The organism is Variovorax terrae (assembly GCF_022809125.1).
Lineage (GTDB): Bacteria > Pseudomonadota > Gammaproteobacteria > Burkholderiales > Burkholderiaceae_C > Variovorax_A > Variovorax_A terrae.
The window spans coordinates 84,676-109,042 of sequence record NZ_JALGBI010000003.1 but is presented as its reverse complement, the minus strand read 5'-3'; the positions used below and the strand labels follow the sequence as shown (position 1 = coordinate 109,042).

At 69.8% G+C, this 24,367-nt stretch carries 26 protein-coding genes; 11 read left to right on the top strand and 15 right to left on the bottom strand.

What is annotated here, in order from left to right; translation table 11 throughout:
- The first annotated feature begins 6 nt into the window (after window positions 1-6).
- The 7 genes from amt (at window position 7) to MMF98_RS19845 (ending at window position 6,722) form a co-directional block, all read left to right on the top strand.
- A complete protein-coding gene (gene amt / locus MMF98_RS19875) occupies window positions 7-1,413 on the top strand; it encodes an ammonium transporter (protein ID WP_243308927.1) in 1,407 nt (468 codons plus the stop codon).
- Window positions 1,414-1,615: 202 nt separating this feature from the next.
- Window positions 1,616-2,488 (top strand): aldose 1-epimerase, encoded by an 873-nt coding sequence (locus MMF98_RS19870; protein WP_243308925.1) that lies wholly within the window; start codon window positions 1,616-1,618, stop codon window positions 2,486-2,488.
- A 1-nt stretch (window position 2,489) separates the two neighbouring features.
- Window positions 2,490-3,416: an SMP-30/gluconolactonase/LRE family protein gene (locus MMF98_RS19865; RefSeq protein WP_243308923.1), complete on the top strand. Its 927-nt coding sequence runs from the start codon at window positions 2,490-2,492 to the stop codon at window positions 3,414-3,416.
- Window positions 3,417-3,478: 62 nt separating this feature from the next.
- On the top strand, window positions 3,479-4,588 hold the full coding sequence (gene glcE / locus MMF98_RS19860) for a glycolate oxidase subunit GlcE (protein WP_243308920.1): 1,110 nt from the start codon (window positions 3,479-3,481) through the stop codon (window positions 4,586-4,588).
- Entirely contained in the window at window positions 4,588-5,829 is a 1,242-nt protein-coding gene (gene glcF / locus MMF98_RS19855) for a glycolate oxidase subunit GlcF (protein ID WP_243308910.1), read from the top strand. The genes glcE and glcF overlap by 1 nt, the downstream gene beginning before the upstream one ends.
- A 66-nt stretch (window positions 5,830-5,895) precedes the next feature.
- Window positions 5,896-6,276: a VOC family protein gene (locus tag MMF98_RS19850; RefSeq protein ID WP_243308908.1), complete on the top strand. Its 381-nt coding sequence runs from the start codon at window positions 5,896-5,898 to the stop codon at window positions 6,274-6,276.
- Between the two features lie 2 nt (window positions 6,277-6,278).
- Window positions 6,279-6,722 (top strand): EVE domain-containing protein, encoded by a 444-nt coding sequence (locus MMF98_RS19845; RefSeq protein ID WP_341481327.1) that lies wholly within the window; start codon window positions 6,279-6,281, stop codon window positions 6,720-6,722.
- A 251-nt stretch (window positions 6,723-6,973) separates the two neighbouring features.
- On the opposite strand, the gene MMF98_RS19840 is transcribed toward MMF98_RS19845, so the two are convergent.
- Window positions 6,974-7,276, bottom strand: coding sequence for a hypothetical protein (locus MMF98_RS19840; RefSeq protein WP_243308905.1), 303 nt, complete (start codon window positions 7,274-7,276; stop codon window positions 6,974-6,976).
- Window positions 7,277-7,508: 232 nt separating this feature from the next.
- Here MMF98_RS19840 and MMF98_RS19835 point away from each other — a divergent pair, with 232 nt between their 5' ends.
- Complete coding sequence (locus tag MMF98_RS19835; protein ID WP_243308904.1) at window positions 7,509-8,222, top strand: helix-turn-helix transcriptional regulator; 714 nt, start codon at window positions 7,509-7,511, stop codon at window positions 8,220-8,222.
- An 87-nt stretch (window positions 8,223-8,309) separates the two neighbouring features.
- Here MMF98_RS19835 and MMF98_RS19830 read toward each other — a convergent pair whose 3' ends face one another.
- Window positions 8,310-8,795 carry a glutathione peroxidase gene (locus MMF98_RS19830; protein ID WP_243308903.1) on the bottom strand — a complete coding sequence of 162 codons (486 nt, stop codon included), beginning with the start codon at window positions 8,793-8,795 and terminating at the stop codon, window positions 8,310-8,312.
- Between the two features lie 137 nt (window positions 8,796-8,932).
- Between MMF98_RS19830 and MMF98_RS19825 the strand changes: the two genes are divergently transcribed.
- Entirely contained in the window at window positions 8,933-9,784 is an 852-nt protein-coding gene (locus tag MMF98_RS19825) for a response regulator (protein WP_243308902.1), read from the top strand.
- Here MMF98_RS19825 and MMF98_RS19820 read toward each other — a convergent pair.
- Together MMF98_RS19820 and lplT are read right to left on the bottom strand one after the other, a co-directional pair.
- Complete coding sequence (locus MMF98_RS19820) at window positions 9,768-10,664, bottom strand: DMT family transporter (protein ID WP_243308895.1); 897 nt, start codon at window positions 10,662-10,664, stop codon at window positions 9,768-9,770. The genes MMF98_RS19825 and MMF98_RS19820 overlap by 17 nt on opposite strands.
- 96 nt (window positions 10,665-10,760) lie before the next feature.
- Window positions 10,761-12,044, bottom strand: coding sequence for a lysophospholipid transporter LplT (gene lplT, locus MMF98_RS19815; protein ID WP_243308894.1), 1,284 nt, complete (start codon window positions 12,042-12,044; stop codon window positions 10,761-10,763).
- A 134-nt stretch (window positions 12,045-12,178) separates the two neighbouring features.
- On the opposite strand from lplT, the gene alr reads away from it, so the two are divergent.
- The gene (gene alr / locus MMF98_RS19810; protein ID WP_243308892.1) at window positions 12,179-13,276 is read left to right on the top strand and encodes an alanine racemase; all 1,098 of its coding nucleotides are present in this window, start codon (window positions 12,179-12,181) and stop codon (window positions 13,274-13,276) included.
- A gap of 6 nt (window positions 13,277-13,282) precedes the next feature.
- Window positions 13,283-13,948, top strand: coding sequence for a hypothetical protein (locus MMF98_RS19805; RefSeq protein WP_243308891.1), 666 nt, complete (start codon window positions 13,283-13,285; stop codon window positions 13,946-13,948).
- A 118-nt stretch (window positions 13,949-14,066) separates the two neighbouring features.
- Here MMF98_RS19805 and MMF98_RS19800 read toward each other — a convergent pair whose 3' ends face one another.
- The 11 genes from MMF98_RS19800 to hpaE form a co-directional block, all read right to left on the bottom strand.
- A complete protein-coding gene (locus MMF98_RS19800) occupies window positions 14,067-15,059 on the bottom strand; it encodes a 2-dehydropantoate 2-reductase (RefSeq protein ID WP_243308889.1) in 993 nt (330 codons plus the stop codon).
- A gap of 38 nt (window positions 15,060-15,097) precedes the next feature.
- Window positions 15,098-15,871: a class II aldolase/adducin family protein gene (locus tag MMF98_RS19795; protein ID WP_341481326.1), complete on the bottom strand. Its 774-nt coding sequence runs from the start codon at window positions 15,869-15,871 to the stop codon at window positions 15,098-15,100.
- A gap of 118 nt (window positions 15,872-15,989) precedes the next feature.
- Window positions 15,990-16,979, bottom strand: a complete 990-nt coding sequence (locus MMF98_RS19790; RefSeq protein WP_243308887.1) for a Bug family tripartite tricarboxylate transporter substrate binding protein — start codon at window positions 16,977-16,979, stop codon at window positions 15,990-15,992.
- A 32-nt stretch (window positions 16,980-17,011) separates the two neighbouring features.
- Window positions 17,012-18,733, bottom strand: coding sequence for a dihydroxy-acid dehydratase (gene ilvD / locus MMF98_RS19785; RefSeq protein ID WP_243308886.1), 1,722 nt, complete (start codon window positions 18,731-18,733; stop codon window positions 17,012-17,014).
- 40 nt (window positions 18,734-18,773) lie between these two features.
- Window positions 18,774-19,547 (bottom strand): SDR family NAD(P)-dependent oxidoreductase, encoded by a 774-nt coding sequence (locus tag MMF98_RS19780; RefSeq protein WP_243308884.1) that lies wholly within the window; start codon window positions 19,545-19,547, stop codon window positions 18,774-18,776.
- Between the two features lies 1 nt (window position 19,548).
- The gene (locus tag MMF98_RS19775; protein ID WP_243308881.1) at window positions 19,549-20,376 is read right to left on the bottom strand and encodes an aldolase/citrate lyase family protein; all 828 of its coding nucleotides are present in this window, start codon (window positions 20,374-20,376) and stop codon (window positions 19,549-19,551) included.
- A 19-nt stretch (window positions 20,377-20,395) separates the two neighbouring features.
- A complete protein-coding gene (gene hpaH, locus MMF98_RS19770; RefSeq protein ID WP_243308878.1) occupies window positions 20,396-21,196 on the bottom strand; it encodes a 2-oxo-hept-4-ene-1,7-dioate hydratase in 801 nt (266 codons plus the stop codon).
- A gap of 4 nt (window positions 21,197-21,200) precedes the next feature.
- Window positions 21,201-21,605, bottom strand: a complete 405-nt coding sequence (locus tag MMF98_RS19765) for a 5-carboxymethyl-2-hydroxymuconate Delta-isomerase (protein WP_243308876.1) — start codon at window positions 21,603-21,605, stop codon at window positions 21,201-21,203.
- Window positions 21,606-21,609: 4 nt separating this feature from the next.
- On the bottom strand, window positions 21,610-22,428 hold the full coding sequence (locus MMF98_RS19760; protein WP_243308873.1) for a DODA-type extradiol aromatic ring-opening family dioxygenase: 819 nt from the start codon (window positions 22,426-22,428) through the stop codon (window positions 21,610-21,612).
- Between the two features lie 133 nt (window positions 22,429-22,561).
- Window positions 22,562-22,888 (bottom strand): aromatic ring-opening dioxygenase subunit LigA, encoded by a 327-nt coding sequence (locus tag MMF98_RS19755; protein ID WP_243308872.1) that lies wholly within the window; start codon window positions 22,886-22,888, stop codon window positions 22,562-22,564.
- Window positions 22,889-22,901: 13 nt separating this feature from the next.
- Complete coding sequence (gene hpaE, locus MMF98_RS19750; RefSeq protein WP_243308870.1) at window positions 22,902-24,362, bottom strand: 5-carboxymethyl-2-hydroxymuconate semialdehyde dehydrogenase; 1,461 nt, start codon at window positions 24,360-24,362, stop codon at window positions 22,902-22,904.
- Window positions 24,363-24,367: the final 5 nt, after the last annotated feature.

Genomic DNA, 24,367 nt, shown 5'->3' with positions numbered 1-24,367 from the left:
ACGAACATGAAAAAACTACTTGCCTCCCTCGTGCTGGGAATCGGTCTGCTCGCCGGCAGCACGGCAGCGCTGGCGCAAACGCCGGCTGCTTCGGAACCTGCGGCCGCTGCCGCCTCTGCGGCGGCTCCTGCCGCTGCAGCCGCAGCGCCCGCGGCGGCGGCCGCACCTGCGGCCCCCGCTGCTGCACCGGCGCCCAAGCTCGACACCGGCGACACCGCCTGGATGCTGACCTCGACCATGCTGGTGATCCTGATGACCATCCCCGGCCTCGCGCTGTTCTACGGCGGCCTGGCCCGTTCCAAGAACATGCTGTCGGTGCTGATGCAGGTGTTCGTGATCTTCTCGCTGATCACCATCCTGTGGGCCATCTACGGCTACAGCCTGGCGTTCGGCGGCGAGGGCACCTTCTTCGGCGGCTTCGACAAGATCTTCCTCAAGGGCATCGCGCCGGACACCTTGTCCGCCGCCTTGCCGACCATTCCGGAATACGTGTTCGTGGCCTTCCAGTCCACCTTCGCGGCCATCACGGTGGGCCTGATCGTCGGCTCCTTCGCCGAGCGCATCAGGTTCTCCGCCGTGCTGCTGTTCTCCGTGATCTGGTTCACCTTCAGCTACATCCCGATGGCTCACATGGTCTGGGGCGGCGGCCTGCTGGGCAAGGACGGCGCGCTCGACTTCGCCGGCGGCACCGTGGTGCACATCAATGCCGGTGTCGCCGGCCTGGTGGGCGCCTACCTGGTCGGCAAGCGCATCGGCTTCGGCAAGGAAGCGCTGACGCCGCACAGCCTGACGCTGACGATGGTCGGGGCCTCGCTGCTGTGGGTCGGCTGGTTCGGCTTCAACGCCGGCTCCGCGGGCGCCGCCAACGGCATCGCCGGCCTGGCCTTCATCAACACCATCCTGGCCACCGGCGCTGCCACGCTGGCCTGGATCGGCGGTGAAGCGCTGTCCAAGGGCAAGGCCTCCATGCTGGGCGCAGCCTCCGGCGCCGTCGCCGGCCTGGTGGCGGTCACGCCCGCGGCCGGCTTCGTCGGCCCGATGGGCTCCATCGTGCTCGGCCTGCTGGCCGGCGTGGTCTGCCTCTGGGGCGTGAACGGCCTGAAGAAGATGCTCGGTGCCGACGATGCCTTCGACGTGTTCGGCGTGCACGGCGTCGGCGGCATCCTGGGCGCCCTCCTGACCGGCGTGTTCGCCGCGCCCAGCCTGGGCGGCGTGCAGCCGGCCGACTACGCCATGGGCCATCAGCTGTTCGTGCAGCTCAAGAGCGTGCTGCTCACCATCGTGTGGTCCGGCGTGGTGGCCTTCATCGCCTACAAGATCGCCGACCTGCTGATCGGCCTGCGCGTGCCCGAAGAGGAGGAGCGCGAAGGCCTGGACATCAGCTCGCACGGCGAGACCGCCTACAACCGTTGAGCGACACCGGCCCCGGCGCCCCTCCAGGCCGCCGGGGCAGAGCAAAGACAGCGAGAGTCTCCTTTGGATGTTGGGCCCGCAGCGATGCGGGCCCTTTTTTCTTTTTTATGCGGCAACCGCCTGCGGCGCTGGTGAGGGTTGACGCCGAGTCGAGGCCGGGCCGTCCCCGGGCACAATGAAGCCGAGGAGACAAAATCCGGCGATGACCGCTGCTGTGATCGAACTGGCCTGCGAAGGCCTGCGCTGCGAGGTACTGCCCGCCCTGGGCGGCTGCATCGCGGGCCTGTGGCTGGACGGCGTGCCCGTGCTGCGCGCCGCGGCCGATCCGCGAGCCCTGCGCTCGGCGCGCCAGGCCGGCTGCTACCCGCTGGTGCCGTTCTCCAACCGCATCGGCCACGCCACGCTGCAGTGGCAGGGCACCAGCCACCCGCTGGTCCGCCCGGGCGGCGACGAGCCGCATGCCATCCACGGCGTCGGCTGGCAGCGGCCCTGGGCCGTGCTGGAGCAGGACGCGCGCACGCTCATGCTGTCGTATGAGCACCAGCCCGATGCGGCCTGGCCCTTCGCCTTCGACACCTCGCAGACCCTGCGCGTGAGCGCCCACGAGCTGGCACTCACGCTGAGCCTCACCAACCAGTCGCCGCAGCCCGCGCCGGCCGGTCTCGGCTGGCATCCGTCCTTCGTCAAGCGCGCGGGCAGCCGCATTGCGTTCGAGGCCACGGGCCGCTGGGAGATGAACGCCGAGAAGCTGCCGACCCACCGCCTGCCGGCCCAGGGGCTGGACGCCGACTGCGCCGGGCTCGAGATCGACCACTGCTTCGACGGCTGGCACGGCAGCGCGCACCTGCGCGACCCGCTGCTGCGCACGCGCATCGACTCGTCGCTGAGCCACCTCGTGGTGTTCACCGGCGAGGCGCACGACTTCGTTGCGATCGAGCCGGTGAGCCATGTGAACAATGCCGTCAACCTGCTGGCCGCGTCCGCCATGCGGGCCGGCGACCTGGGCCTGCGCGTGCTCGCGCCCGGCGAGTCGATGACGGCGCAGATGAACATCCAAGTGGAAGGCAAAAACTGAAATGACCTGGCAAACCGTCGTGAAGCAGCCCAGCGGCCTGGGCGAATCCCCGTTCTGGCACCCGCAGGAGCAGCTGCTGTACTGGGTGGATATTCCAGGGCGGCGCATCCACCGCGCCAACGTCTTCATGGGCACGCTGGAGAGCTGGGAGCTGCCGCAGGAGCCGGGCTGCATCGCCCCGGCGCAACGCGGCGGCCTGGTGATCGCGCTGCGCGACGGCATCTACCGCGCGCCCGAGTGGGGCGGTGCGCTCACGCCGATCGCGCGCTTCAACCACGATCCGAAGACCACCCGCTTCAACGACGGCAAGGCCGACCCGCTGGGCCGGCTGTGGGCCGGCACCATGTACGAGCCGCGCGATGCGCGCCGGGCCGAGCTGTACTCCATCGACTGCCGCCCCGACAACGGCAACGGCGGCAAGCCGGTGGTTCAGCTCAAGGCGCTCAATGGCGTGATCGCCAACGGCCTGGCCTGGTCGCCCGACCACGGCACGGTCTACTGGAGCGACACCACGAACCATGTGATCCAGGCCTGGGACTGGGAGCCGCGCAGCAGCGCCATGCGCCGCCACCGCGTGTTCCGCCAGTTCCCGGGCAAGCCGGCCGGCTGGCAGCCCGGCATGCCGGGCTACGGCGGCCGGCCCGACGGCGCGGCGGTGGATGCCGAGGGCAACTACTGGGTCGCCATGTTCGAGGGCGGGCGCGTGCTCAAGCTCTCGCCCGCGGGCGAGACCCTGGCCGAGATCGCCGTGCCCGCGCGCTGCCCGACCATGCCCTGCTTCGGCGGCGACGACCTGCGCACGCTCTACCTCACCACCGCCTGCCACGGCCGGCCGGCCGACGAGCTGGCCGCCCTGCCCGAGTCGGGCTGCGTGTTCTCGATGCGCGTGGACGTGCCGGGCCTGCCCGTCAACTTTTTCAGCGACTGATTTCAAAAAGATCACAGCCCGCGTGCGCGGGCCGGGGGGCGGCCGCGCTTACCATGCAGCTCATGGACCCAGCCCTCAGCCAGATCGCCGACCGCATCCGCGCCGCCGCGGCCGCCGGCCAGCCGCTGCGCATCCGCGGCGGCGGCAGCAAGGATTTCTATGGTGAGCCGCCCGTGGGCGAGCTGCTCGACACCCGGCCGCTGGCCGGCATCACCAGCTACGAGCCGAGCGAGCTGGTGGTCACCGTGCGCGCCGGCACGCCGCTGGCCGAGCTGGAGGCCGTGCTGGCCGAACGCGGCCAGTGCCTGCCGTTCGAGCCGCCGCATTTCGGTAGCGCCGCAGGGAGCACAGCGACCGTCGGCGGCATGGTGGCTACGGGCTTGAGCGGCCCGGCGCGCGCCAGCGTCGGCGCGGTGCGCGACTATGTGCTCGGCATGACTTTGCTGAATGGCCGCGGCGAGCTGCTCACTTTCGGCGGCCAGGTCATGAAGAACGTGGCGGGCTACGACGTCTCGCGCCTGATGGTGGGCGCGCTCGGCACGCTGGGGCTGATTGCCGAGGTCAGCCTCAAGGTGCTGGCGCGCGCGCCGGCCGAGGCCACGCTGAAGTTCGAGATGGACCAGGCCGAGGCGCTGGCCCAACTCAACCGCTGGGGCGGCCAGCCGCTGCCGCTGAATGCGAGCTGCTGGGTCGAGGACATGGGCGTGGGCACGCTCTACCTGCGCCTGCGCGGCGCGGTGGCGGCGGTCGAGGCCGCCTGCCGCACGCTGGGCGGCGAGCGCCAGGACAACGCCCTGGTCGCGCCCGACTGGGCGCTGTGCCGCGAGCAGCAGTTGCCCTGGTTCCAGGCGGGCGGCGGGCGCGATCTGTGGCGCCTCTCGGTGCCGCAGACCGCGCCGGTGCTGGACCTGCCCGAGCCGCCGCTGGTCGAGTGGCACGGCGCCCAGCGCTGGGTGCACGCCAGCGCGCAGGACGCGCCCCGCCTGCGCGCCGCGGCTGCGGCTGCTGGCGGGCATGCTACGCTTTTCATAGCAAAAAAAGACCCCACGACAAGGACATTGGCCCGATTTGATGCCCTGAAGCCGCCGCTGGACCGTCTCCACCGCCAGCTCAAGGCCGAGTTCGACCCGGCCGGCATCCTGAACCGCGGCCGCCTGTACCGGGAGTTGTGATGCAGACGAACCTCGCTCCCGAATTCAAGAACACGCCCGACGGCGCCGAGGCCGAGGCCATCCTGCGCAAGTGCGTGCACTGCGGCTTCTGCACCGCCACCTGCCCGACCTACCAGCTGCTGGGCGACGAGCTCGACGGCCCGCGCGGGCGCATCTACCTCATCAAGCAGGTGCTCGAGGGCGAGGCGCCCACGCGCGCCACGCAACTGCACCTGGACCGCTGCCTGACCTGCCGCAACTGCGAGAGCACCTGCCCCAGCGGCGTGCAGTACGGCCACCTGGTGGACATCGGCCGCAAGATCGTCGATGAGAAAGTGCCGCGCCCGGCCGCCGAACGCGCCCTGCGCTGGGCGCTCAAGGAAGGCCTGCCCTCGCCGCTGTTCGGCCCCGCGATGAAGCTCGGCCAGAGCGTGCGCGGCCTGCTGCCCGCGGCACTCCAGGCCAAGGTGCCGCCGAAGCAGGAGGCCGGCGCCTGGCCCGTGCGCCAGCACGCGCGCAAGATGCTGATGCTGGCCGGCTGCGTGCAGCCCGCGATGCTGCCCAACATCAACCGCGCCACCGCGCGCGTGCTCGACGCAGCCGGCGTCCAGGCCGTGGTCGCGCCCGAGGCGGGCTGTTGCGGCGCGGTGAAATTCCACCTCAACGACCAGGACGGCGCCAGGGCCCAGATGCGCGCCAACATCGACGCCTGGTGGCCGCACGTCGAGCCGCAGGACGGCGGCGCCGGTGTCGAGGCGATCGTCATGAACGCCTCGGGCTGCGGCGTCACGGTCAAGGACTACGGCCACGTGCTGAAGGACGACCCGGCCTATGCCGCCAAGGCGCAGCGCATCAGCGCGCTGACGAAAGACCTGAGCGAGCTGCTGCCCGCGCTGGTGCAGGCGCTGCGCGGCCGGGTGAAGCCGCCCGCCGGCCTGCTGGCCTTCCACCCGCCCTGCACGCTGCAGCATGGCCAGCAGTTGCGCGGCGGCGTGGAGCAGCACCTGGGCGCGCTGGGCTTTCAGGTGCGCACGGCCACGAACGAGGCGCACCTGTGCTGCGGCTCGGCCGGCACCTACTCGGTGCTCAACCCCGGCATTGCCACCCAGCTGCGCGACCGCAAGCTCGGCCACCTGGGCGAGTTGGCGCCGCAGGCCATCCTCTCGGCCAACATCGGCTGCATCACGCACCTGCAAAGCGGCACGGCCACGCCGGTGCGGCACTGGATCGAGCTGCTGGACGAGGCACTGCCAGTCTCCTGACAGAGGGCTGTCAGCAGGGGCGGCGCAGCATGGCGTCCTGATCAACTTCTGGCAAGGAGCCAGGCCATGCAACACGCCCTCAACTGGTTTGAGATTCCCTGCGCGCAGATCGACCGGGCGCAGGCGTTCTACGAGCGCCTGCTGGGCGCCGCGCTCGTGCGCGAGAACTACGGCGGCCCCGGCATGGAGATGGCGGTGTTCCCGGCCGATGGCGAGGAGGCGGTGCGCGGCGCGCTGCAGGCCGGCCCCGGCGCCGCGCGGCCCGGCGAGGGCGGCACGCTGGGCTACCTGAACGCGGGCCCGTCGATCGACGCGGTGCTGGCGCGCGTGCAGCCCGCCGGCGGGCGCATCCACACGCCCAAGACCGCGCTGCCGCCGGGCCTGGGGTTCTTCGCCCACATCATCGACACCGAAGGCAACCGGGTCGGCCTGCACGCGCCGGCTTGAGCATGAGGAACTGGATTGCGGTGGCCAGCGCCGAGCATGCGCGGCGCGGCCGCGACGATGCGGGCGGCGGCTTCATGCAGGTGTGCCACGGCCGGCTCGCGCCGATCCGCCGCGTGCGGCCGGGCGACCGCGTGGCCTATTACGCGCCCGGCCTCGCGATGGGCGGCGGGCCGCGCTGCCAGAGCTTCGTGAGCATCGGCGTGGTGCAGCCCGGCGAGCCCTATGCCTTCGACATGGGTGGCGGCTTCGTGCCCTACCGGCGCGGCGTGGCCTATGTGCCGGCGCGCGAGGCGTCGATCCTGCCCTTGCTGGACGTACTGGAATTCGTGGACGACCGGCAGCATTGGGGCTACAAATTCCGCTTCGGCCTGTTCGAGATCGGTGACAGCGACATGCGGCGGATCGCCGAGGCCATGGAGGCGTCTCGTGTTTTGCTACATTTTTAATAGCTACATGCAACGGCTGGACAAGGACCCCAGGCCTAAAAGACCTTCGAAAGCAGGCGTGCCGGCCGCGCGGGCGGTGCGGGCGGCCTTGCCGCGGCCTGTGGCGGCACGCGGCCCGGTCCGGCCGGCCAAGAAAGGCTGAGATGCCCCGGGGCTTGGTTCAGGGACCGTCCTCCGGCGTCGCGGCGCGAGGCGGCAAAGAAAAAGGCGGCCTGCTTGCGCAAGGCCGCCTCGGGCAGGGGGCAGGCTGCTTAGAGCATCATGCCCAGTTCGCCTTCACCGATCTTGCCGGCGCGGTTGGCGGCGACGGCCTCGTTGCGCACGTCCAGGCGGCTGGTGCCGGACGCCACACGGGGCGCCACGCGCGAACCGTTGGGCTCCCAGTTGAAGTTCTTGGAAACCTGGGCTGCGGCCGTCTTGACTTCGGCACGGGTGAGCGTGCTGTTCACATGCTGCTGCTGTTCGGCGTAGTCGGCTTCGCCGGCGGCGAAGCTGGCGGTCGATGCCATGGTGGCGGCGGCAATCAGGGCGGTAGCGATCAGGGTGCGGTTCATGATGGTTCCTTTCAAAAATCGATTGACGTTTCCGGGCAGGTCGGGCTCCATCTCAACCCCGTCTTGTCCAGCCTCGGTGAGTCGTTGTTTTGATTGCGGCTCATCGATGGCTCAACTGTAGATGCCGAACGAAGAAAGAAAAACTACGAAGTATGAAATTACACATTGCGGTAATTGCAATAATTCTTAAATATGTAACCATTTAATTCCTGATTCAGCACGATTTATCACCATGCGCCGCGCCGACCGACTGTTCCATCTCGTCCAGCTCATCCGTGGCCGCCGCCTGACCACGGCGGCCTTCCTGGCCGGCCGGCTGGAGGTGTCCGAGCGCACCATCTACCGCGACGTGGCCGACCTGCAGCACCAGGGCGTGCCGATCGAGGGCGAGGCCGGCGTGGGCTACCGGCTGGGCGCCGGCTTCGACCTGCCGCCGATGATGTTCACCCAGGACGAGGCCAAGGCGCTGGTGGCCTCGGTGCGGCTGGCCGAGGCCTGGCTCGACCCGGCGCTGGCCCGCGCGGCGCAGGACGCGCTCGGCAAGATCCTGCCGCTGTTGCCGGTCGATGCCCGCGTGGCGGCCGAGAGCCTGGCGATCTTCGCCCCCGCCGTGGGGCTGGGGCCCACGGCCCAGCGCACGCTGCAGACCCTGCGCGAGGCGGTGCAGTCGCGGCGCAAGCTGTTCATCCACTATCGCGACCAGGACGACAAGCCCAGCGAACGCATCCTGCGTCCGCTGGGCTGCTTCTACTGGGGCAAGGTCTGGACGCTGGCCGCCTGGTGCGAGCAGCGGCAGGATTTCCGCAGCTTCCGTGTCGACCGCGTCAGCTTCGTGCGCACGCTCGACGAGCATTTCCGCGACGAGCCGGGCCGCACGCTGGCCGACCTGCTGCGCCGCCACGAGGACGAGCAGCGCCAGTGGGGCGCGACGGGCACCGCGCCGTGACGCGGCATGCCATTTACTTCAGAATTGATAGCAGAAAATGACCGCCCCACCTGGACCTCGGGCGGTTTCTGCCTGAAAAAAGGCAGATCAGGCCGCCAGCGCCGCCTCGATGTCGCGGGCCAGGCCCTGGGGCGTGTCGGTCGGCGCGTAGCGCCGGATCACCTGGCCGTCCTTGCCCACCAGGAACTTGGTGAAGTTCCACTTGATGGCCTTGCTGCCCAGCAGGCCCGGCGCTTCCTCGGTCAGCCATTTGTACAGCGGATCGGCCTGTGCGCCGTTGACGTCGATCTTGGCCATCATCGGGAAGCTCACGCCGTAGTTCACCTGGCAGAACGAGGCGATCTCGTCGTTGCTGCCCGGGTCCTGCGCGCCGAACTGGTTGCAGGGAAAGCCCAGCACCACCAGGCCCTGGCCGCCATAGGTCTGGTGCAGCTCTTCCAGCCCGCCGAACTGCGGCGTGAAGCCGCAGGCGCTGGCGGTGTTCACCACCAGCAGCACCTTGCCCTGGTATTTTTTGAGCCGCACGGTCTTGCCGTTGATCTGCAGGGCGTCGAAATCGTAGATGCTGGACATGAAGGGCTCCGGAAGAAGGGCGGCACCACACTGGGCCTCAGGCCATTTTCGCCATAATCGGGAAGCTGCGGCAAGCAGAGGGGGATGCCCAACGCGGGGCGAACAAGAGGAAGAGGGACAGCAAGCGCCACCACACCATGAACACACCGTATCCCATTGCCCTGCTGGGTTTCTCGGCCTTCGAGCGGACGACCTTCGAATCCTTCTTCCGGCTGGCCGCCCGGCGCCAGAACGGCTACCAGATCGTCGACGACGCGGCGCAGGCGGTGCTCCTCATCGCCAATGCCGATGACGCGGCCGTCCTGCAGGGGCTGCTCGCAAAGCCGCCGGCGCAGCATGTGCTGCTGGTCGGCGCGTCGGACGGCGGCAGCGGCTGGCCGCGCCAGCCGCGCCCGATCAAGCTCATGAGCCTGCTCACGGCCATCGACCAGATGCTGGTGCCGCGCGCCGCCGCGGCGCCGTCCGCCCTGGTGCCCGGCTTCGCCGACACCCGGCCCTTTGCGCCGACCGACCGGCAGCCGCCCGCGGCGCGCCCGCAGCCCGACGACGACGGCATCCTGGTGGTGGACGACAGCGACACCGCCCTGCGCTTCATGCAGAACAGCCTGCGCCGCTTCGGCTTCAAGGCCGAGATGGTGCACAGCGGCGAACAGGCGCTGGAGCGGCTGGCCGCGCGGCCCTACCGCTTCGTTTTTCTCGACGTGGTGATGACGGGCATGGACGGCTACCAGACCTGCCGCGCCATCAAGCAGCGCAGCTACCCCGACGGCAAGCCGCCCGTGGTCGTGCTGCTGACCAGCCGCGGCGGCGCCATCGACAAGATCAAGGGCTCGCTGGCCGGCTGCGACGCCTACCTCGTCAAGCCGCTGGACGAAAGCGATCTGGTGGGCATCCTGAGCCGGTACGACACCCAGATCCAGCGCGGCTTCCAGCACACCGACCTGGGCACCAGTATTCCCAACCCCGACGCCCTCAGGAAGCCGCGCTGAGCGGGGCCTCGGCCGGGCTTGGCGACAGCGCGGACCACAGCGCCGCCAGCAGGATCAGCGAGCCGCCCACCAGAATGCGCCCCGGCAGCTCGGCCGCGCCCAGCACCACGGCCGACACGCTGGCGAACACCACCTCGGACAGCATCACCAGCGCCGTGGTGTGCGCGTTCAGGCGCGAGGCGCCGAACTGCAGCGCGATGTTGCCGGCCAGGAAGCCCAGGCTCAGCAGCCCCGCCACCAGCAGCCAGGCCGTGGCGGGCGCCGGCGGCGCGCTCACCAGGCCCTGCGTCATGCCGATCAGCGCGGCGCCGCAGGCCGTCAGCGTGCCGCCGCTGAACATCGCCACCACGCGCGACTCGGGCGGCGCGCGGTGCAGCCGGCGCAGCAGAATGTTGGTCAGCGCGAAGCTGAAGCCGCCCAGCAGCGCCAGCCAGTCGGCATAGCCCTCGGGCACCGGCCAGGCCGAGTGCTCGGTCCTGAGCACGATCACCACGCCCGCCAGCGCCAGGGCCATGCGCAGCAGCGAGGCCGGGGCCGGCTTCTCGCCCAGCACCAGCCAGGCCAGCAGCACGGTCCAGGCCGGCATCAGGTAGAACAGCAGCACCACGCGCACCACGTCGCCCACCGTCACGGCCCAGTTGAAGCCCATGTTGGTGATGCCCGAGGAGAGCGCCAGCAGCCACAGCGCCGGGTGCCCCGCGAAGCCGCGCCAGGCGTTCGGGCGCAGCGCCAGCACGCAGGCCAGCGAGAACACATAGATGATGGCCGTGGCCCACAGCGGATGCAGGCCATGGCTTTCCAGCAGGCGAAACGGCCACCACGAAATGCCCCAGACGAAGGCGTTGAACAGGAGGGCGAGGGCGGGCAGCAGGGGGTTCATGGTGGGGGCGGGCGCCGCGGCGGGAAAGGGGGCCGGGGCGCAGAGGAAGCGGGCATCTGGAAACAGGGAGCGGGCGCAGCCCGCAGGGCCCCTGGATCAGCCGTGCATATTATCGTGCCGCGCGATGTCGAGCAGGTGGTCGACCTCCTCGCGGTACCGCACGCAGTTGTTGTCGTGCCAGTTCTTGATCAGCCACATCACGCCCGCCACCACCACGCCGAACGCGGTGATCGCGCCGAACACCGACAGGCCCAGCTTGATCGACAGGCTGTAGAACGCGCCCAGGCCCAGGATGCAGGCCTGCTCGTTGAAGTTCTGCACCGCGATCGAGCGGCCGGCGCCCATCAGGTTGTGGCCGCGGTGCTGCAGCAGCGCATTCATCGGCACCACGAGGAAGCCGCCCAGGCCGCCCAGCAGGATCAGGAAAGGCACGGCCAGCCACACGTTGTGGATGAAGTTCATCAGCACCAGCAGCAGGCCCATCGAGATGCCCATGGGAATCACGCGCGTCGCCATGTCCAGCCGCATGCGCATGGAGGCCACGATGGCGCCCACCGCCGTGCCGATGGCTACCACGCCGGTCAGCGCGGAGGCCTGCGTGGTGTTGTAGCCCAGGGCCACGGCGGCCCAGGCCAGCACGATGAACTTGAGGTTGCCGCCCGCGCCCCAGAACAGCGTGGTGGTGGACAGCGAGATCTGGCCCAGCTTGTCGCGCCACAGGCGCGAGTTGCAGCTCCAGAAGTCCGGCAGCAGATCCAGCGGGTTGCGCGGCAGCGGGCGCATCTCCACCCCGGTGTGCGGGATGCGCGTGTTGAACCAGGCCGCGACCAGGAACACGAACACCAGCACCAGGATGGCGGCTTCGGGCGGCGTGTCGATGCCGGTGTCGATGAAGGGGAAGTCGAACGACAGCAGCATGCTCGACATGTGGTGCCCGACCAGCTGGCCGCCCAGCAGCACGCCCAGGATGATGGAGGCGATTGTCAGCCCCTCGATCCAGCCGTTGGCCTTGACCAGCTGCGAGGCCGGCAGCAGCTCGGTGAGGATGCCGTACTTGGCCGGCGAGTAGGCCGCGGCCCCGAGCCCGATCACGGCATAGGCCAAGAGCGGGTGCAGGCCGAACAGCATCAGCAGGCAGCCCACCACCTTGATCGCGTTGCTGATGAACATCACCCGGCCCTTGGGCAGCGCATCGGCGAACGCGCCCAGCCAGGGCGCGAGGATCACATAGAACAGCGCGAACATCGGCACCAGGGCCGCGCGCTGCCACTCGGGAGAGCCATTGGTGCGCAGCAGTTCGACGGCAGCCACGAAAATAGCGTTGTCAGCCAGTGAACTGAAAAACTGGGCTGACATGATGGTGTAAAAACCGCGCTTCATCAAATAGCTGCTTGGGCATCAGTCGCGCTGATGCCAATTGATTTTGTCACTGTCTCCAATCGACAGGGGGTTATATCACGCCCCGCAGTGCCAAAATCTGCTGCATCTCCCCGCCGGAACTCCCTGCCGCCGCCATGCCACGCCCCATTCTCGCCACCATCCACACCTCGTCCCTGAGCCACAACCTGCTGCGTGCGCGGCAGGCCGCACCCGATGCGAAAGTGTGGGCGGTGGTGAAGGCCAATGCCTATGGCCACGGCATCGAGCGCGCCTACGAAGGCCTGCGCGGCGCCGACGGTTTCGCGCTGATCGACCTGGACGAAGCCGAGCGCGTGCGCCGCCTCGGATGGCGCGGCCCGGTCCTGCTGCTCGAAGGCGTGTTCGAGCCGCGCGACCTCGAGCTGTGCTCGCGCCTGGGCCTGTGGCACACCGTGCACTGCGACGAGCAGATCGACATGCTGGCCACCCACAAGACGCACCAGCCGCACCGCGTGTTCCTCAAGATGAACTCGGGCATGAACCGGTTGGGCTTCACGCCGCAGCGCTACCGCGCCGCCTGGACCCGCCTGAACGCACTGCCGCAGGTGGACGAGATCTCGCTGATGACGCACTTCAGCGACGCCGACGGCCCGCGCGGCATCGCGCAGCAGCTCGCCGCCTTCCAGGCCGCCACGCAGGACCTGCCCGGCGAGCGCACGCTGTCCAACAGCGCCGCCACGCTGCGCCACGCGGCCGATCCCGCCGTGCGCGCCGACTGGGTGCGGCCCGGCATCGCGGTGTACGGCAGCGCGCCCGACTTTCCCGAGCATTCCGCGGCCCACTGGGGTCTGCAGCCGGCGATGACGCTTGCTAGCAAAATCATAGCTGTCCAGCACCTGCTGGCGGGGACCTCCGTGGGATATGGCTCCAATTTTACGGCCGAGGCGCCGCTCCGGATCGGCACCGTGGCCTGCGGCTATGCCGACGGCTACCCGCGCCTGTGCCCCACCGGCACGCCGGTGCTGGTGGACGGCGTGCGCACCCGCACCGTGGGCCGCGTCAGCATGGACATGATCGCGGTGGACCTCACGCCGGTGCCCGAGGCCGGCTTCGGCAGCGAGGTCACGCTGTGGGGCCGCGCCGCCAACGGCACGGTGCTGCCGATCGACGAGGTGGCCGCCACCGCCGGCACCGTGGGCTACGAACTGATGTGCGCGCTGGCGCCGCGCGTGCCGGTGGTGGTGGCGGAGTAGCCGCGGGTGGCCGGCGACCACTGGGACGCGCTGCGCCACGTGCGCGAAAAGCGCCGCTTCATTGAAAGCCGGCTGCGCTGGCGCTGGGTGGGCGTGCATGCGGGCTTGATCTTCGGTGTGACCTGGGCCAGCGGCTGGCTGATCAGCGCACTGCTTGTGCGATGGAACGTCGCCAACATGCCCTTGCGCTATGCCATCAGCTTCGCGCTGTCGTACCCGGTGTTCTTTCTCTGTGTCCGGGTTTGGTCGGACTTCATGCGGCAGGAGCGTGGCTCCGGCGAGGCCATGACGGATCTGGGGGCGAATGTGGATTTTCCGGTCGGCGATGGAGAAGGCTGCCTGCTGGCGCTGGCGGCGGTAGCGCTGGGCATGCTGCTGGCGGCTGCGTTCGCATGGATCGGTGGTCCGGCGCTGCTGCTGGAAGCCGCTTTTGAAGTGGTGTTCGCAGGGGTGCTGGTCAAGCGGCTGGGGCGCGTGGACGTGATCGGGAGCTGGGCTCGCGTGCTGCTGCGCGGCACGCTGCCGTTCGCGGCGGCGACGCTGCTGGCGCTCGTCATGGTGGCTGGGCTGTTGCAGCACCATGCGCCTGCCGCCCGCACCTTCTCGGAGGCGGTGCGCCACATCTGGCCGGCGACGGACACGATGGATGGCGCGAAGACCACGACACGATAGCAAAGGGGGGAGGACATGAGCCGTACCGAGCGCAAGATCGCCGCCGCGCCGCTGGCCCCTCGCCTGCCCCTCGCCAGCCAAGCAGGCCAGCGAGAACCCCCACCCAGCAGGCAGCCGCTCAGTACAGCCCGTGCACCCGCGCATGCAGCCGGGCCAGGCCCAGCAGCGCGTCGGTGAAGGGCGTGGGCACGCCGGTCAGGGTGCCCAGTTCCTTCACCACGGTGACCAGTGCGTCGAGCTCCACCGCCTTGCCGGCTTCCACATCCTGCAGCATCGAGGACTTGAAGGCGCCGAGCTTGCGCGTGACCTGGTGGCGGTCCTCGGGCTGGTCGGCGATCGGGATGCCGATGCGCGCGCCGATCTCGCGCGCCTCCAGCATCACGCTGGAGATGAAGCCGCGCACCAGCTCGTCGTCGAGGATGAGGTCGGTGGTGGCGCCGGTCATCGCGCTGACCGGGTTGACCGTCATGTTGCCCCACAGCTTGTACCAGGCGTCCTTCTGGATCTGCTCGGACACCGGCGCTTCGAGGCCGGCCTGCGTGAGCAGCGCCGCCAGTTCCTGCACGCGCGCCGTTTTCTCGCCCGAGGGCTCGCCCAGGATCAGGCGGTTGCCGAAATGGTGGCGCACGAAGCCGGGGCCGTTGAGCGAGCAGCTCGCATGCACCACGCAGCCGATGATGTGGCGTGCCGGGATGGCCTGCGCGATCGCGCCCTCGGGGTCCACCGCCTTCAGGCGCGTGCCCTGCCAGCGGCCGCCGAAGCCCTCGAAGAACCACCAGGGCACGCCGTTCATCGCGGTCAGCACGAGGGTGTCCGGCCCGATCAGCGGCGCGATCCGGCGCGCCACCTCGGGCAGGGCCGGCGCCTTGACGGCAATCACCACGAGGTCCTGCACGCCCAGCTCGGCCGGGTCGGCGCTGGCCTGCACGGGAATGGACGTCGTCGCCTCGCCTTTCTGCAGCCGCAGGCCATGGGCCTTCAGGGCTTCCAGCGTGGCGCCGCGTGCCACCACGCTGATGCTGCAGCCGCTGGACGCCAGCGCCATGCCGATCCAGCCGCCGATGGCGCCGGCGCCGTAGATACATGCCTTGGAGATCGTTTTCTCAGTCATTTGGGCCTGATGTCCGCGTCGGGTGGTCAAAGTTTGCTCTAGTTTTGATAGCTGACGTCAATCCGGTCGACCTGCCGCACCAGCGCGTCAAACACATCCTGGCCGGCGCCGAACTGGGCGTCGAACTGGAACGAGTCATGCGTGGTCTTGCGCGCCACGGCCGGCGGCACGGCGATGGCCGGGCCCAGCGCGGCCTGCGCCATCTGGATCTCGCAGGCGCGCTGCAGCGTCCACAGCCGCACGAAGGCCAGCGGCAAGGTGGGCGCCCAGGCCAGCAGGCCGTGGTTGCGCAGGATCACCACGGGCTTGTCGCCGATGTTCTTCAGCAGGCGCGGCGCCTCGTCGGCGTGGATGGTGATGCCCTCGAAGTCGTGGTAGGCCACCAGGTCGTCGAGCTGGGCAGAGTAGAAGTTGTTCTGCGCCAGCCCGCCCTGGGTGCAGGCCACGGCCACGCCGGCCGTGGTGTGGGTGTGCATCACGCAATGCGCGTCGGGCAGGCCGTCGTGGATCGCGGCGTGCACGGTGAAGCCGGCCGGGTTCACCGGCCAGGGGTTGTCGTCCAGCTTGTTGCCCTGCAGGTCGATCTTGAGCAGGTTGCTCGCGGTGACCTCGCTGTAGTGCAGGCCGAACGGGTTGATCAGGAACTGCTTGGCGCCGCCCGTGGCGCTGTCAGGCAACCGCACCGTGATGTGGTTGTAGATCATCTCGGTCCAGCCCAGCATCGCGAACACGCGGTAGCAGGCCGCGAGCTGTACGCGGGCCTGCCACTCGTCGGGGTGCATGGCGGCGGAGGGTTTGGGGGTGGCGTTCACGGGCGGTCTCCAGGAAAAACAAACAGGGAAGGGCTCAGTCGCCGCCGGGCCGCCCCAAGGCGACTGCGGCCCCCTCGGGGGGCCGCGAAGTACACGGCGTGACGAGCGTGGGGGCGCATCAGGCGTCGGCGGTGAAGCCGATCGATTTGACGATGGGCGCCCACATGGCCGTGTCTTTCTTGATCAGGGCGCTGAGCTCGGCCGGCGTGGACGACAGGGCCTCCAGGCCGAAGCCGTTGAGGCCGTCGATCACGTCCTTGGAGGCCAGCGCGCTCTTGAGCCCGGCGTTGAGGCGGGCCACCACGTCCTGCGGCGCCTTGGGCGGCAGGAAGAAGGCGAACCATTCGCTGTAGGCCATGTCCTTGAGGCCCTGCTCGGTCAGCGTGGGCACGTCGGGCGCGAAGCGGCTGCGCTTGGCGCCCGAGACGCCCAGGATGCGCACCTTGCCGGTGGGCAGGTGCTGCGTGATGTCGCCGATCGGCCCCGAGACGGCCGAGATCTGGCCGCCCAGCAGGTCCAGCATGGCTGGCTGCGTGCCGCGGTAGGCCGCGTGCTTGAGCTCGATGCCCGCGCTCTTGCCGAGCAGCGCGCCGACGAAGTGCGGCGTCGAGCCCGCGGCCGGCGAGCCGAAGTTGGCGCCCAGCGGGTTGGCCTTGGCCCAGGCCAGGAAGTCGGGCACGGTCTTCACGCCCAGCGGCACGGCCGGGCCGACCGCGAAGCCGAAGTCGAACACGCAGCCCAGCGACACCGGCGTCAGGTCGGCCTGCGGATCGTAGGGCAGCTTCTTGTAGATGTGCGGGTAGATCGTGAGCATGGACGTCGGCGTCTGCAGCATCGTGGCGCCGTCGGCCGGCGCGCCCTTGACGTACTGGATCGCGATCTGGCCGCCGGCGCCGGTGCGGTTCTCCACCACGGCGGTCTTGGCGTAGTCGGGGCTCAGCCGGGTGGCCACGCGGCGGCAGGTGGTGTCGGAGGTGCCGCCCGCGGCAAAGCCCGTGATGATCTTGAGCGTCTCGATCTGGGCCTGCGCGAAGGCGCGTTCGCCCAGCATGGCCAGCAGCGCGCCGGCGCCGGTGGATTGGATCAGGTGGCGGCGGGAAATCGTCATGTCGTGTCTCCTGGGGGTTGTGATGGGAAAGGTCAGGACTCGTCGCGCAGCCAGGTCACCGCCCCCGAATGGGTGACGGCGCCCTGGTGGCTGGGGCGAACCGTGAGCGCGTATTTTTCCAGCAGGCCGCGGTGCTGCACACCCGGGGAGACCCCACGCGCGGCGAGCCGGCGCGCGATCTCCTCGCCGCTCAGCTCCACCGTGATGCTGCGCGAGCCGGCGCGCGCGTCGATGCTCACGATGTCGCCGTCGCGCAGCGCCGCGATCGGCCCGCCGTCGGCGGCCTCGGGCCCCGCGTAGCCGATGCACAGGCCGCGCGTGGCGCCGGAAAAGCGGCCGTCGGTCAGCAGCGCCACCTGATCGCCCATGCCCTGGCCGTAGAGCAGCGCGGTGATGCCCAGCATCTCGCGCATGCCGGGGCTGCCCTTGGGGCCTTCGTTGCGGATCACGATCACGTCGCCGCGCTGGTAGCGCTGGTTCTGCACCGCCGCCTGCGCCTCCTCCTCCGACTCGAACACCCGCGCCGGGCCGCGGTGCACCAGGGTCTTCAGGCCCGCGGTCTTGAGCAGGGCGCCGTCGGGGCAGAGGTTGCCCTTGAGCACGGCCAGGCCGCCGTCGCGGCTCAGCGCGTCGGCCACGGGGCGCACCACGCGGCCATCGGGCGCGTTGGCGCCGGCCAGCTCTTCGGCCAGGCTGCGGCCGGTGAAGGTGAGCGCGTCGCCGTGCAGGAAGCCCTGCGCCAGCAGCTCGCGCATCACCACGCCGGCGCCGCCGATGTAGTACATGTCGCGCGCCAGGTACTTGCCGCCTGGGCGCAGGTCGGCGATCAGCGGCGTGCGGGCGAACACCTCGGCCACGTCGTCGAGGTGGAACCGGATGCCGGCCTCGTGCGCGATGGCCGGGATGTGCAGCGCCGCGTTGGTCGAGCCGCCGGTGGCGCTGACCACCGCGCAGGCGTTCTCCAGGGCCTGGCGCGTCACGATGTCGCGCGGCAGCGGGCTGTCGCCCATGACCGCCTTCATGAGCTGCCTGGCGGCGCGGCGCATCAGCGGTGCTCGCTCGCTGAACACCGCCGGCACCATGCTGGAGCCGATCGGCGCCAGGCCCAGCACCTCCGACACCATGCCCATGGTGTTGGCCGTGAACTGGCCCGCGCAGGCGCCGGCGGTGGGCAGGCAGGCGTGGCTCATGGCGTCGAGCTCCTCGTGCGTGGCATCGCCGGCCAGCACCTTGCCGATGGTCTCGTAGGTGTCCACCACGTTGAGGTCGCGGCCGTCGGGGCCCGGCATCTGCCCCGGCAGGGCCGAGCCGCCATGCACGAACACGCTGGGCACATTGCAGCGCACCATGCCCATCATCAGGCCGGGAAGATTCTTGTCGCAGGCGCCGATGCCGAAGATGCCGTCCCACTGGTGGCCGCGCACCGAGGCTTCCACGCTGTCGGCGATCAGCTCGCGCGAGATCAGCGAGAAGCGCATGCCCGAATGCGCCATGGTGAGGCCGTCGCTCACCGACACCACCGGGCATTCGTGCGGCGTGCCGCCGCCCGCGTAGATGCCGGTCTTGGCATGCTGGGCCTGCTCGCGCAGGTTCAGGTTGCACGGGCTCATCTCGCCGCCGGTGTGGAACACGCCGATGTGCGGCCGCGCGATGTCCTCGTCGTCCTGGCCCAGCGCGTGCAGGAAGCTGCGCGTGGTGGCGCGGATCGTGCCCTCGTAGATCGTGGCCGAGCGGAACTTCTTCGGGGCTGTCATGGGTGTGTGTCTTCCGTGGGTCTCTTTTTGGGGGGGCGGATCAGCCGGCGTTCAGGTGCAGGCCGTTGTCGAGCTGGATCACCTCGCCGGTCATGCCCGGCGCGCGCGCGGCGATGAAGAAGGCGAGCGCCGCCACTTCTTCGGGCTGCGACACGCGCGCCAGCACCGAGGCCAGGGTCTGCGCATCCAGCACCTGCGCGTGGTTCGCCGCGTCGAGCACGCGGCTGGGCAGGCCGCCCTCCACGAAGCCGGGCGCGATGGCGTTGACGCGGACCGCGGGCGCCAGCGCGCGGGCCAGCGCCAGCGTGAGCGTGTTGAGCGCGCCCTTGGAGGCCGCGTAGGCCATCGACGAGCCCCGGCCCAGCACGCCGCCGATGGACGAGATGTTGACCACGGCGCCGGCCTCGCTCTCGCGCAGCGCGCCAGCGCAGGCGCGCACCATCTGGTGCACGCCCACCACGTTCACGCCGTAGGTGCGGTGGAATTCACCGGCGTCCAGCGCGTCCAGGTCGGCATGCGGGACGAAGCGTGTCGTGCCGGCGCAGTTGACCAGGGCGTCCAGGCGCGAGAAGCGCTGCAGCGCGGCCTGGGCCGCCTGCGTGCAGCTGGCGTCGTCCGTCACGTCCAGCGGCTGCAGCAGCACGCTCGCGCCCGCTTGCGCGCAGTCGGCGGCCACCGCCTCGGCGTCGGCCCGCTGCGCCTCGCCCAGGTAAGTGACGGCCACGTTCCAGCCGCGCCGCGCGAACTCGCGCGCGCAGGCCGCCCCGATGCCGGTGGCCGAGCCGGTGACCAGGCACACGGGCGCGTCGGCCATCTCAGTAGACTTTGCCGGTGGTGGTGGGGGCCGGCGCGAGCCCGGCCTTGAACTTCGCGGCCAGCGCGCTGGTGCCGCGCGCCAGCAGCCCGGTGTCCAGGCCCACGGCCACGAACAGCGCGCCGAGTTCGAGGTAGCGCCGCGCCAGCGCCTCGTCCGCGCTCAGGATGCCGGGCGCCTTGCCGGCCTTCAGGATGCGCGCGATGGCGTCCTCGATGGCGGACTGCACCTCAGGGTGGCCCGGGTTGCCCACATGGCCCATCGAGGCCGACAGGTCGGCCGGGCCGATGAAGACGCCGTCCACGCCCTCGGTGGCGGCAATGGCGTCCAGGTTGTCCAGGCCCAGGCGGGTCTCGACCTGCACCAGCAGGCAGACCTGGGCGTTGGCCTCCTTGGCATAGCCCGGGTAGCGGCCCCAGCGCGAAGCGCGGGCGCCGGCCATGCCGCGCACGCCGCCGCGGCCGTCGTCCTGCGGGTAGCGCATGGACTGCACCAACGTGGCCGCCTGCTCGGCCGTGTCCACCATCGGCACCAGCAGGGTCTGCGCGCCCACGTCCAGGTACTGCTTGATCAGCATCTGGCCCACATGCCCGTGGCCCATGGGCACGCGCGCGACGGCATGGGTGCCGGGCACGGTGGCGATGGCCTGCAGTTGCGCCAGGATGTCGGTGAGGCCGTTGGGCGCGTGCTCGCCGTCGACCAGCAGCCAGTCGAAGCCGGCGCCGGCGCAGATCTCGGCCGTGTAGGCATCGGCCAGGCCCAGCCACAGGCCGATCTGGGCCTGCTTCGCGGCCAGGGATTGCTTGAAGGGGTTCGCGGGGGTTTGCATGGCGGGTCTCCGGACAGGGTCAGACGAAGCGGAACTCGAAGCGGCCCAGCGGGCCGTAGTCGGCGTCGAAAACATCGCCGGCCTTGGCCGCCACCGGCCGCGTGAAGGAGCCGGCCAGCACCACCTGGCCCGGCTCCAGGGATTCGCCCCAGGGCGCGAGCTTCATCGCCAGCCAGGCCACGCCGATCGCGGGATGGCCCTGCACGCCGGCGGCCAGGCCGGTCTCCTCGACCGCGCCGTTCTGGCGCAGGATGGCGCCGCACCAGGGCAGGTCCACCTCGCGCGGCGCGACCTGCCGGCCGCCGAGCACGATGGCCGCATTCGCGGCGTTGTCGCTGATGGTGTCGTAGACCTTGCGCATGGCCTTGGTGTGGCGGTCGAACTGCTCGATGCGCGAGTCGATGATCTCGATCGCCGGCGTCACGTACTCGGTGGCGTCGAGCACGTCGTCCACGGTTACGTTCGTACCGCTGATGCGCTTCCTGAGCACGAAGGCCAGCTCGACCTCCACGCGCGGCGCGATGAAGCGCGCCATCGGGATGTCGCCGGGCTCGAAGAACATGTCGTCCAGCAGCGTGCCGTAGTCGGGTTCGTCGATCTGGCTGGAGATCTGCATGGCGCGCGAGGTCAGGCCGATCTTGTGGCCGCGCACGGTGCGGCCCTCGGCGAGCTTGAGCTTCATCCAGGCGCGCGAGATCGCGTAGCCGTCCTCGACGCTCATGCCGGGGTAGCGCTTGGAGAAATGCTCCACCTGCACGCGGGTCTTCTCGCTATGGTGCAGTTCGGCGGCGAGCCGGTCGATCAGGTCTTGGGGAAACATGGGATCACTTCTGGAAGAGCGGGTGGATGTTGCTGTGCTTGGCGTCGTAGACCTGGCCGGGGCTCTCGTCCACCTGCACGGTGATGCCGACCAGGCGCTGCGCCATCAGCGGATCGAAATGCGCCCGGGCCGCCGCCAGCACGGCGTCGCCCGCACGCTGGTGCGTGGCGGCCGAGCGGCCGGCACCCATGCGCAGGTTGAGGTAGACGAAGGCGTAGTCGCGCTGGCCGTCGGCCACGGCATGGTGCGCGGCCGGGTAGGCCAGCACGCGCGTGCCGCCGGTGGGGAAGACCTGCTTGCCGGCCTCGTCGCGCACCGTGAGCATGGCGTCGGCCAGGCTGCGGCACAGCGCCGTCATGTCGGTTTCGCGCTCGAGGTTGCCGGTGTAGAGGATGACCAGGTGCGGCATGGGCCTACTCCACGCTCATGGTCGCGGCCGTGCAGCTCACCGCGAAGATCGGGATCGGCTTGAAGTGCAGCACCTCGCCGCGTCCTCGCGCGGCGGCCGCCACGGTGATGAAGGTGCGGATCTCGAAGCCGCCCTGGCCGGCCTCGCGGTAGGTGGCCTCGTCGGTGTAGTCCAGCATGGCCGCGCGGTCGTTGCGGCACCAGCGGTCCAGGAAATCGCGGTCCCAGGCCTCGTTGACCTTGCCCGAGTCGGGCGTGCAGGGCCAGTGCGAGATGCCGCCGGTGCCGACCAGCGCGATGCGCTCGGGCGCCTGGTCGCAGGCGCGGCGCAGCGCCTCGCCGAAGGCCCAGGCGCGGTGCAGCGGCGTGAGCGGCGGGCCCTGGCAGTTGATGTTGACCGGGATGATGGTGGTGTCGTACTTCGGGGTCAGGAAGTTCAGCGGCACCATGATGCCGTGGTCGAACTTCCATTCCTCGGCATAGGCCACGTCCACCGTCTGCATCACCTCGCGGATCAGGCGCTGCGACAGCGCGGCGTTGCCGGGCACGCGGGTCTTCTGGATGCCCAGCCACTGCGGGTCCTCGATCGGGCCCTCGTAGTGGTCGGCCATGCCGATCGCGTAGGCCGGCATGTTGTTCATGAAGAAGTTCGCGAAATGCTCGGCCGCGACGATGATCACCGCGTCGGGCTTGGTGGCGCGCAGCGCCTCGCCGAAGCGGTGGAACTGCGCGTGGAACTCGTCCTTGACGGCCGGATCGGCCAGGTGCGCGCGGCCGGTGATGCCGGGGGCGTGGCTGCAGACGCCAGCGAATACCAAACTCATGACAGCGATCCTTTTCGCAGATGGTTTTCTTGTCCGGGAACACCGCGGAACCGGCTTGGCCGGGCCGCTGGTGTTGCCCCCTGCAAGGGGGGAGGCGAAGCGGCACGAAGTGCGCGGAGCCTGGGGGTCAGCGTCATACGCCTGCTACTTTTTCGTCGCCGCGCGTGGTCATCGCGTAGATGCCGGCGCGCACCGGGCCGTATTTCTCCACACCCTCGCGCATCGCGGCGATGTATTCCGCCCAGGGCATGCCCAGCAGCGGCGCGAAGTGCATCAGCAGCTGGCCGTTGCAGCCCAGCACGTAGAGCTTGCCGATGTCGCCATCGCGGATCGCCGCGCGCTCCTCGTCGTCGAGGTCATAGCCCGCCAGCAGGGGCTCGCGGTCCTCGCGGTAGCGGCGCTGAACCTCGGGCTCGCGGTTCAGCGCGAACAGGAATTTCTGCATGCCGTAGAGACTCATGGCGCTTCTCCCTTCAGACGCCCCAGTGCGGGATGTGGTGCGAACCCAGCGACACCGCCACGTTCTTCGGCTCGCAGAAAACTTCGTAGCTCCAGGTGCCGCCTTCGCGGCCCGTGCCCGAGGCCTTGGTGCCGCCGAAGGGCTGGCGCAGGTCGCGCACGTTCTGGCTGTTGACGAAGCACATGCCGGCCTCGATCGCAGCGGCTACGCGGTGGGCGCGGCCGATGTTCTCGGTCCAGACGTAGCTGGAGAGGCCGTACTGGATGTCGTTGGCCAATTGAATAGCATGGGCCTCGTCCTTGAACGGGATCAGGCAGGCCACCGGGCCGAAGATCTCGTCCTGGGCGATCTTCATGCGGTTGTCCACGTCGGCGAACACGGTGGGCACCACGTAGTTGCCGCGCTGAACGCGGTCAGGCAGGTTCGATGGCGCGTCGAGGCCGCCGCACAGCAACGTCGCGCCTTCCTTGGGGCCCAGCTCGATGTAGCTGCGCACCTTGGCCAAATGGGCCTGCGAGATCATCGGGCCGACGATGGTCTTCTCGTCCAGCGGGTCGCCCACCGTGATGCGCTTCGCGCGCTCTGCGAACTTGGCCGCGAAGTCGGCGTAGATCGACTGTTGCACCAGGATGCGCGAGCCGGCCGTGCAGCGCTCGCCGTTGTTGCTGAAGATCATGAACACGGCCGCATCGAGCGCGCGGTCGAGGTCGGCGTCGTCGAAGATCACGAACGGGCTCTTGCCGCCGAGTTCCATGCTGAATTTCTTCAGGCCCGCGCTCTTGACGATGCGGTTGCCCGTGGCAGTGGAGCCGGTGAAGCTGATGGCGCGCACGTCGGGGTGGGCCACCAGCGGCTCGCCGGCTTCCTTGCCGTAGCCGTGCACCAGGTTCAGCACACCGGCCGGGATGCCGGCTTCCAGCGCCAGCTCGCCCAGGCGCGCGGCCGTCAGCGGCGACAGCTCGCTCATCTTCAGCACCGCAGTGTTGCCAAAGGCCAGGCAGGGCGCGACCTTCCAGGTCGCGGTCATGAAGGGCACGTTCCACGGGCTGATGAGCGCGCACACGCCGACCGGGTGGAACAGCGTGTAATTGAGGTGCGTGGGCGTGGGGTAGGTGTGGCCGTCCACGCGCGTGCACATCTCGGCGAAGTAGTAGAAGTTGTCGGCCGCGCGCGGGATCAGCTGCTTGCCGGTCTGGGCGATCACCTGGCCGCAGTCGTTGGTCTCGGTCTGCGCGATCTCGGGCACGTTTTTCGCGATCAGGTCGCCGAGCTTGCGGATCAGCTTGGCGCGATCGGGCGCGGGCGTGTTGGCCCACTTGGGGAAGGCTTCCTTCGCGGCGGCCACGGCGGCGTTGACTTCCGCCTCGCCGCCCGAGGCGACTTCGGCCAGCACTTCCTGCGTGGCGGGGTTGACGGTTTCGAAGTAGTCGCGGCCGGCGACCGACTTGCCGTTGATGAGGTGATTGATCTGCATGAGAA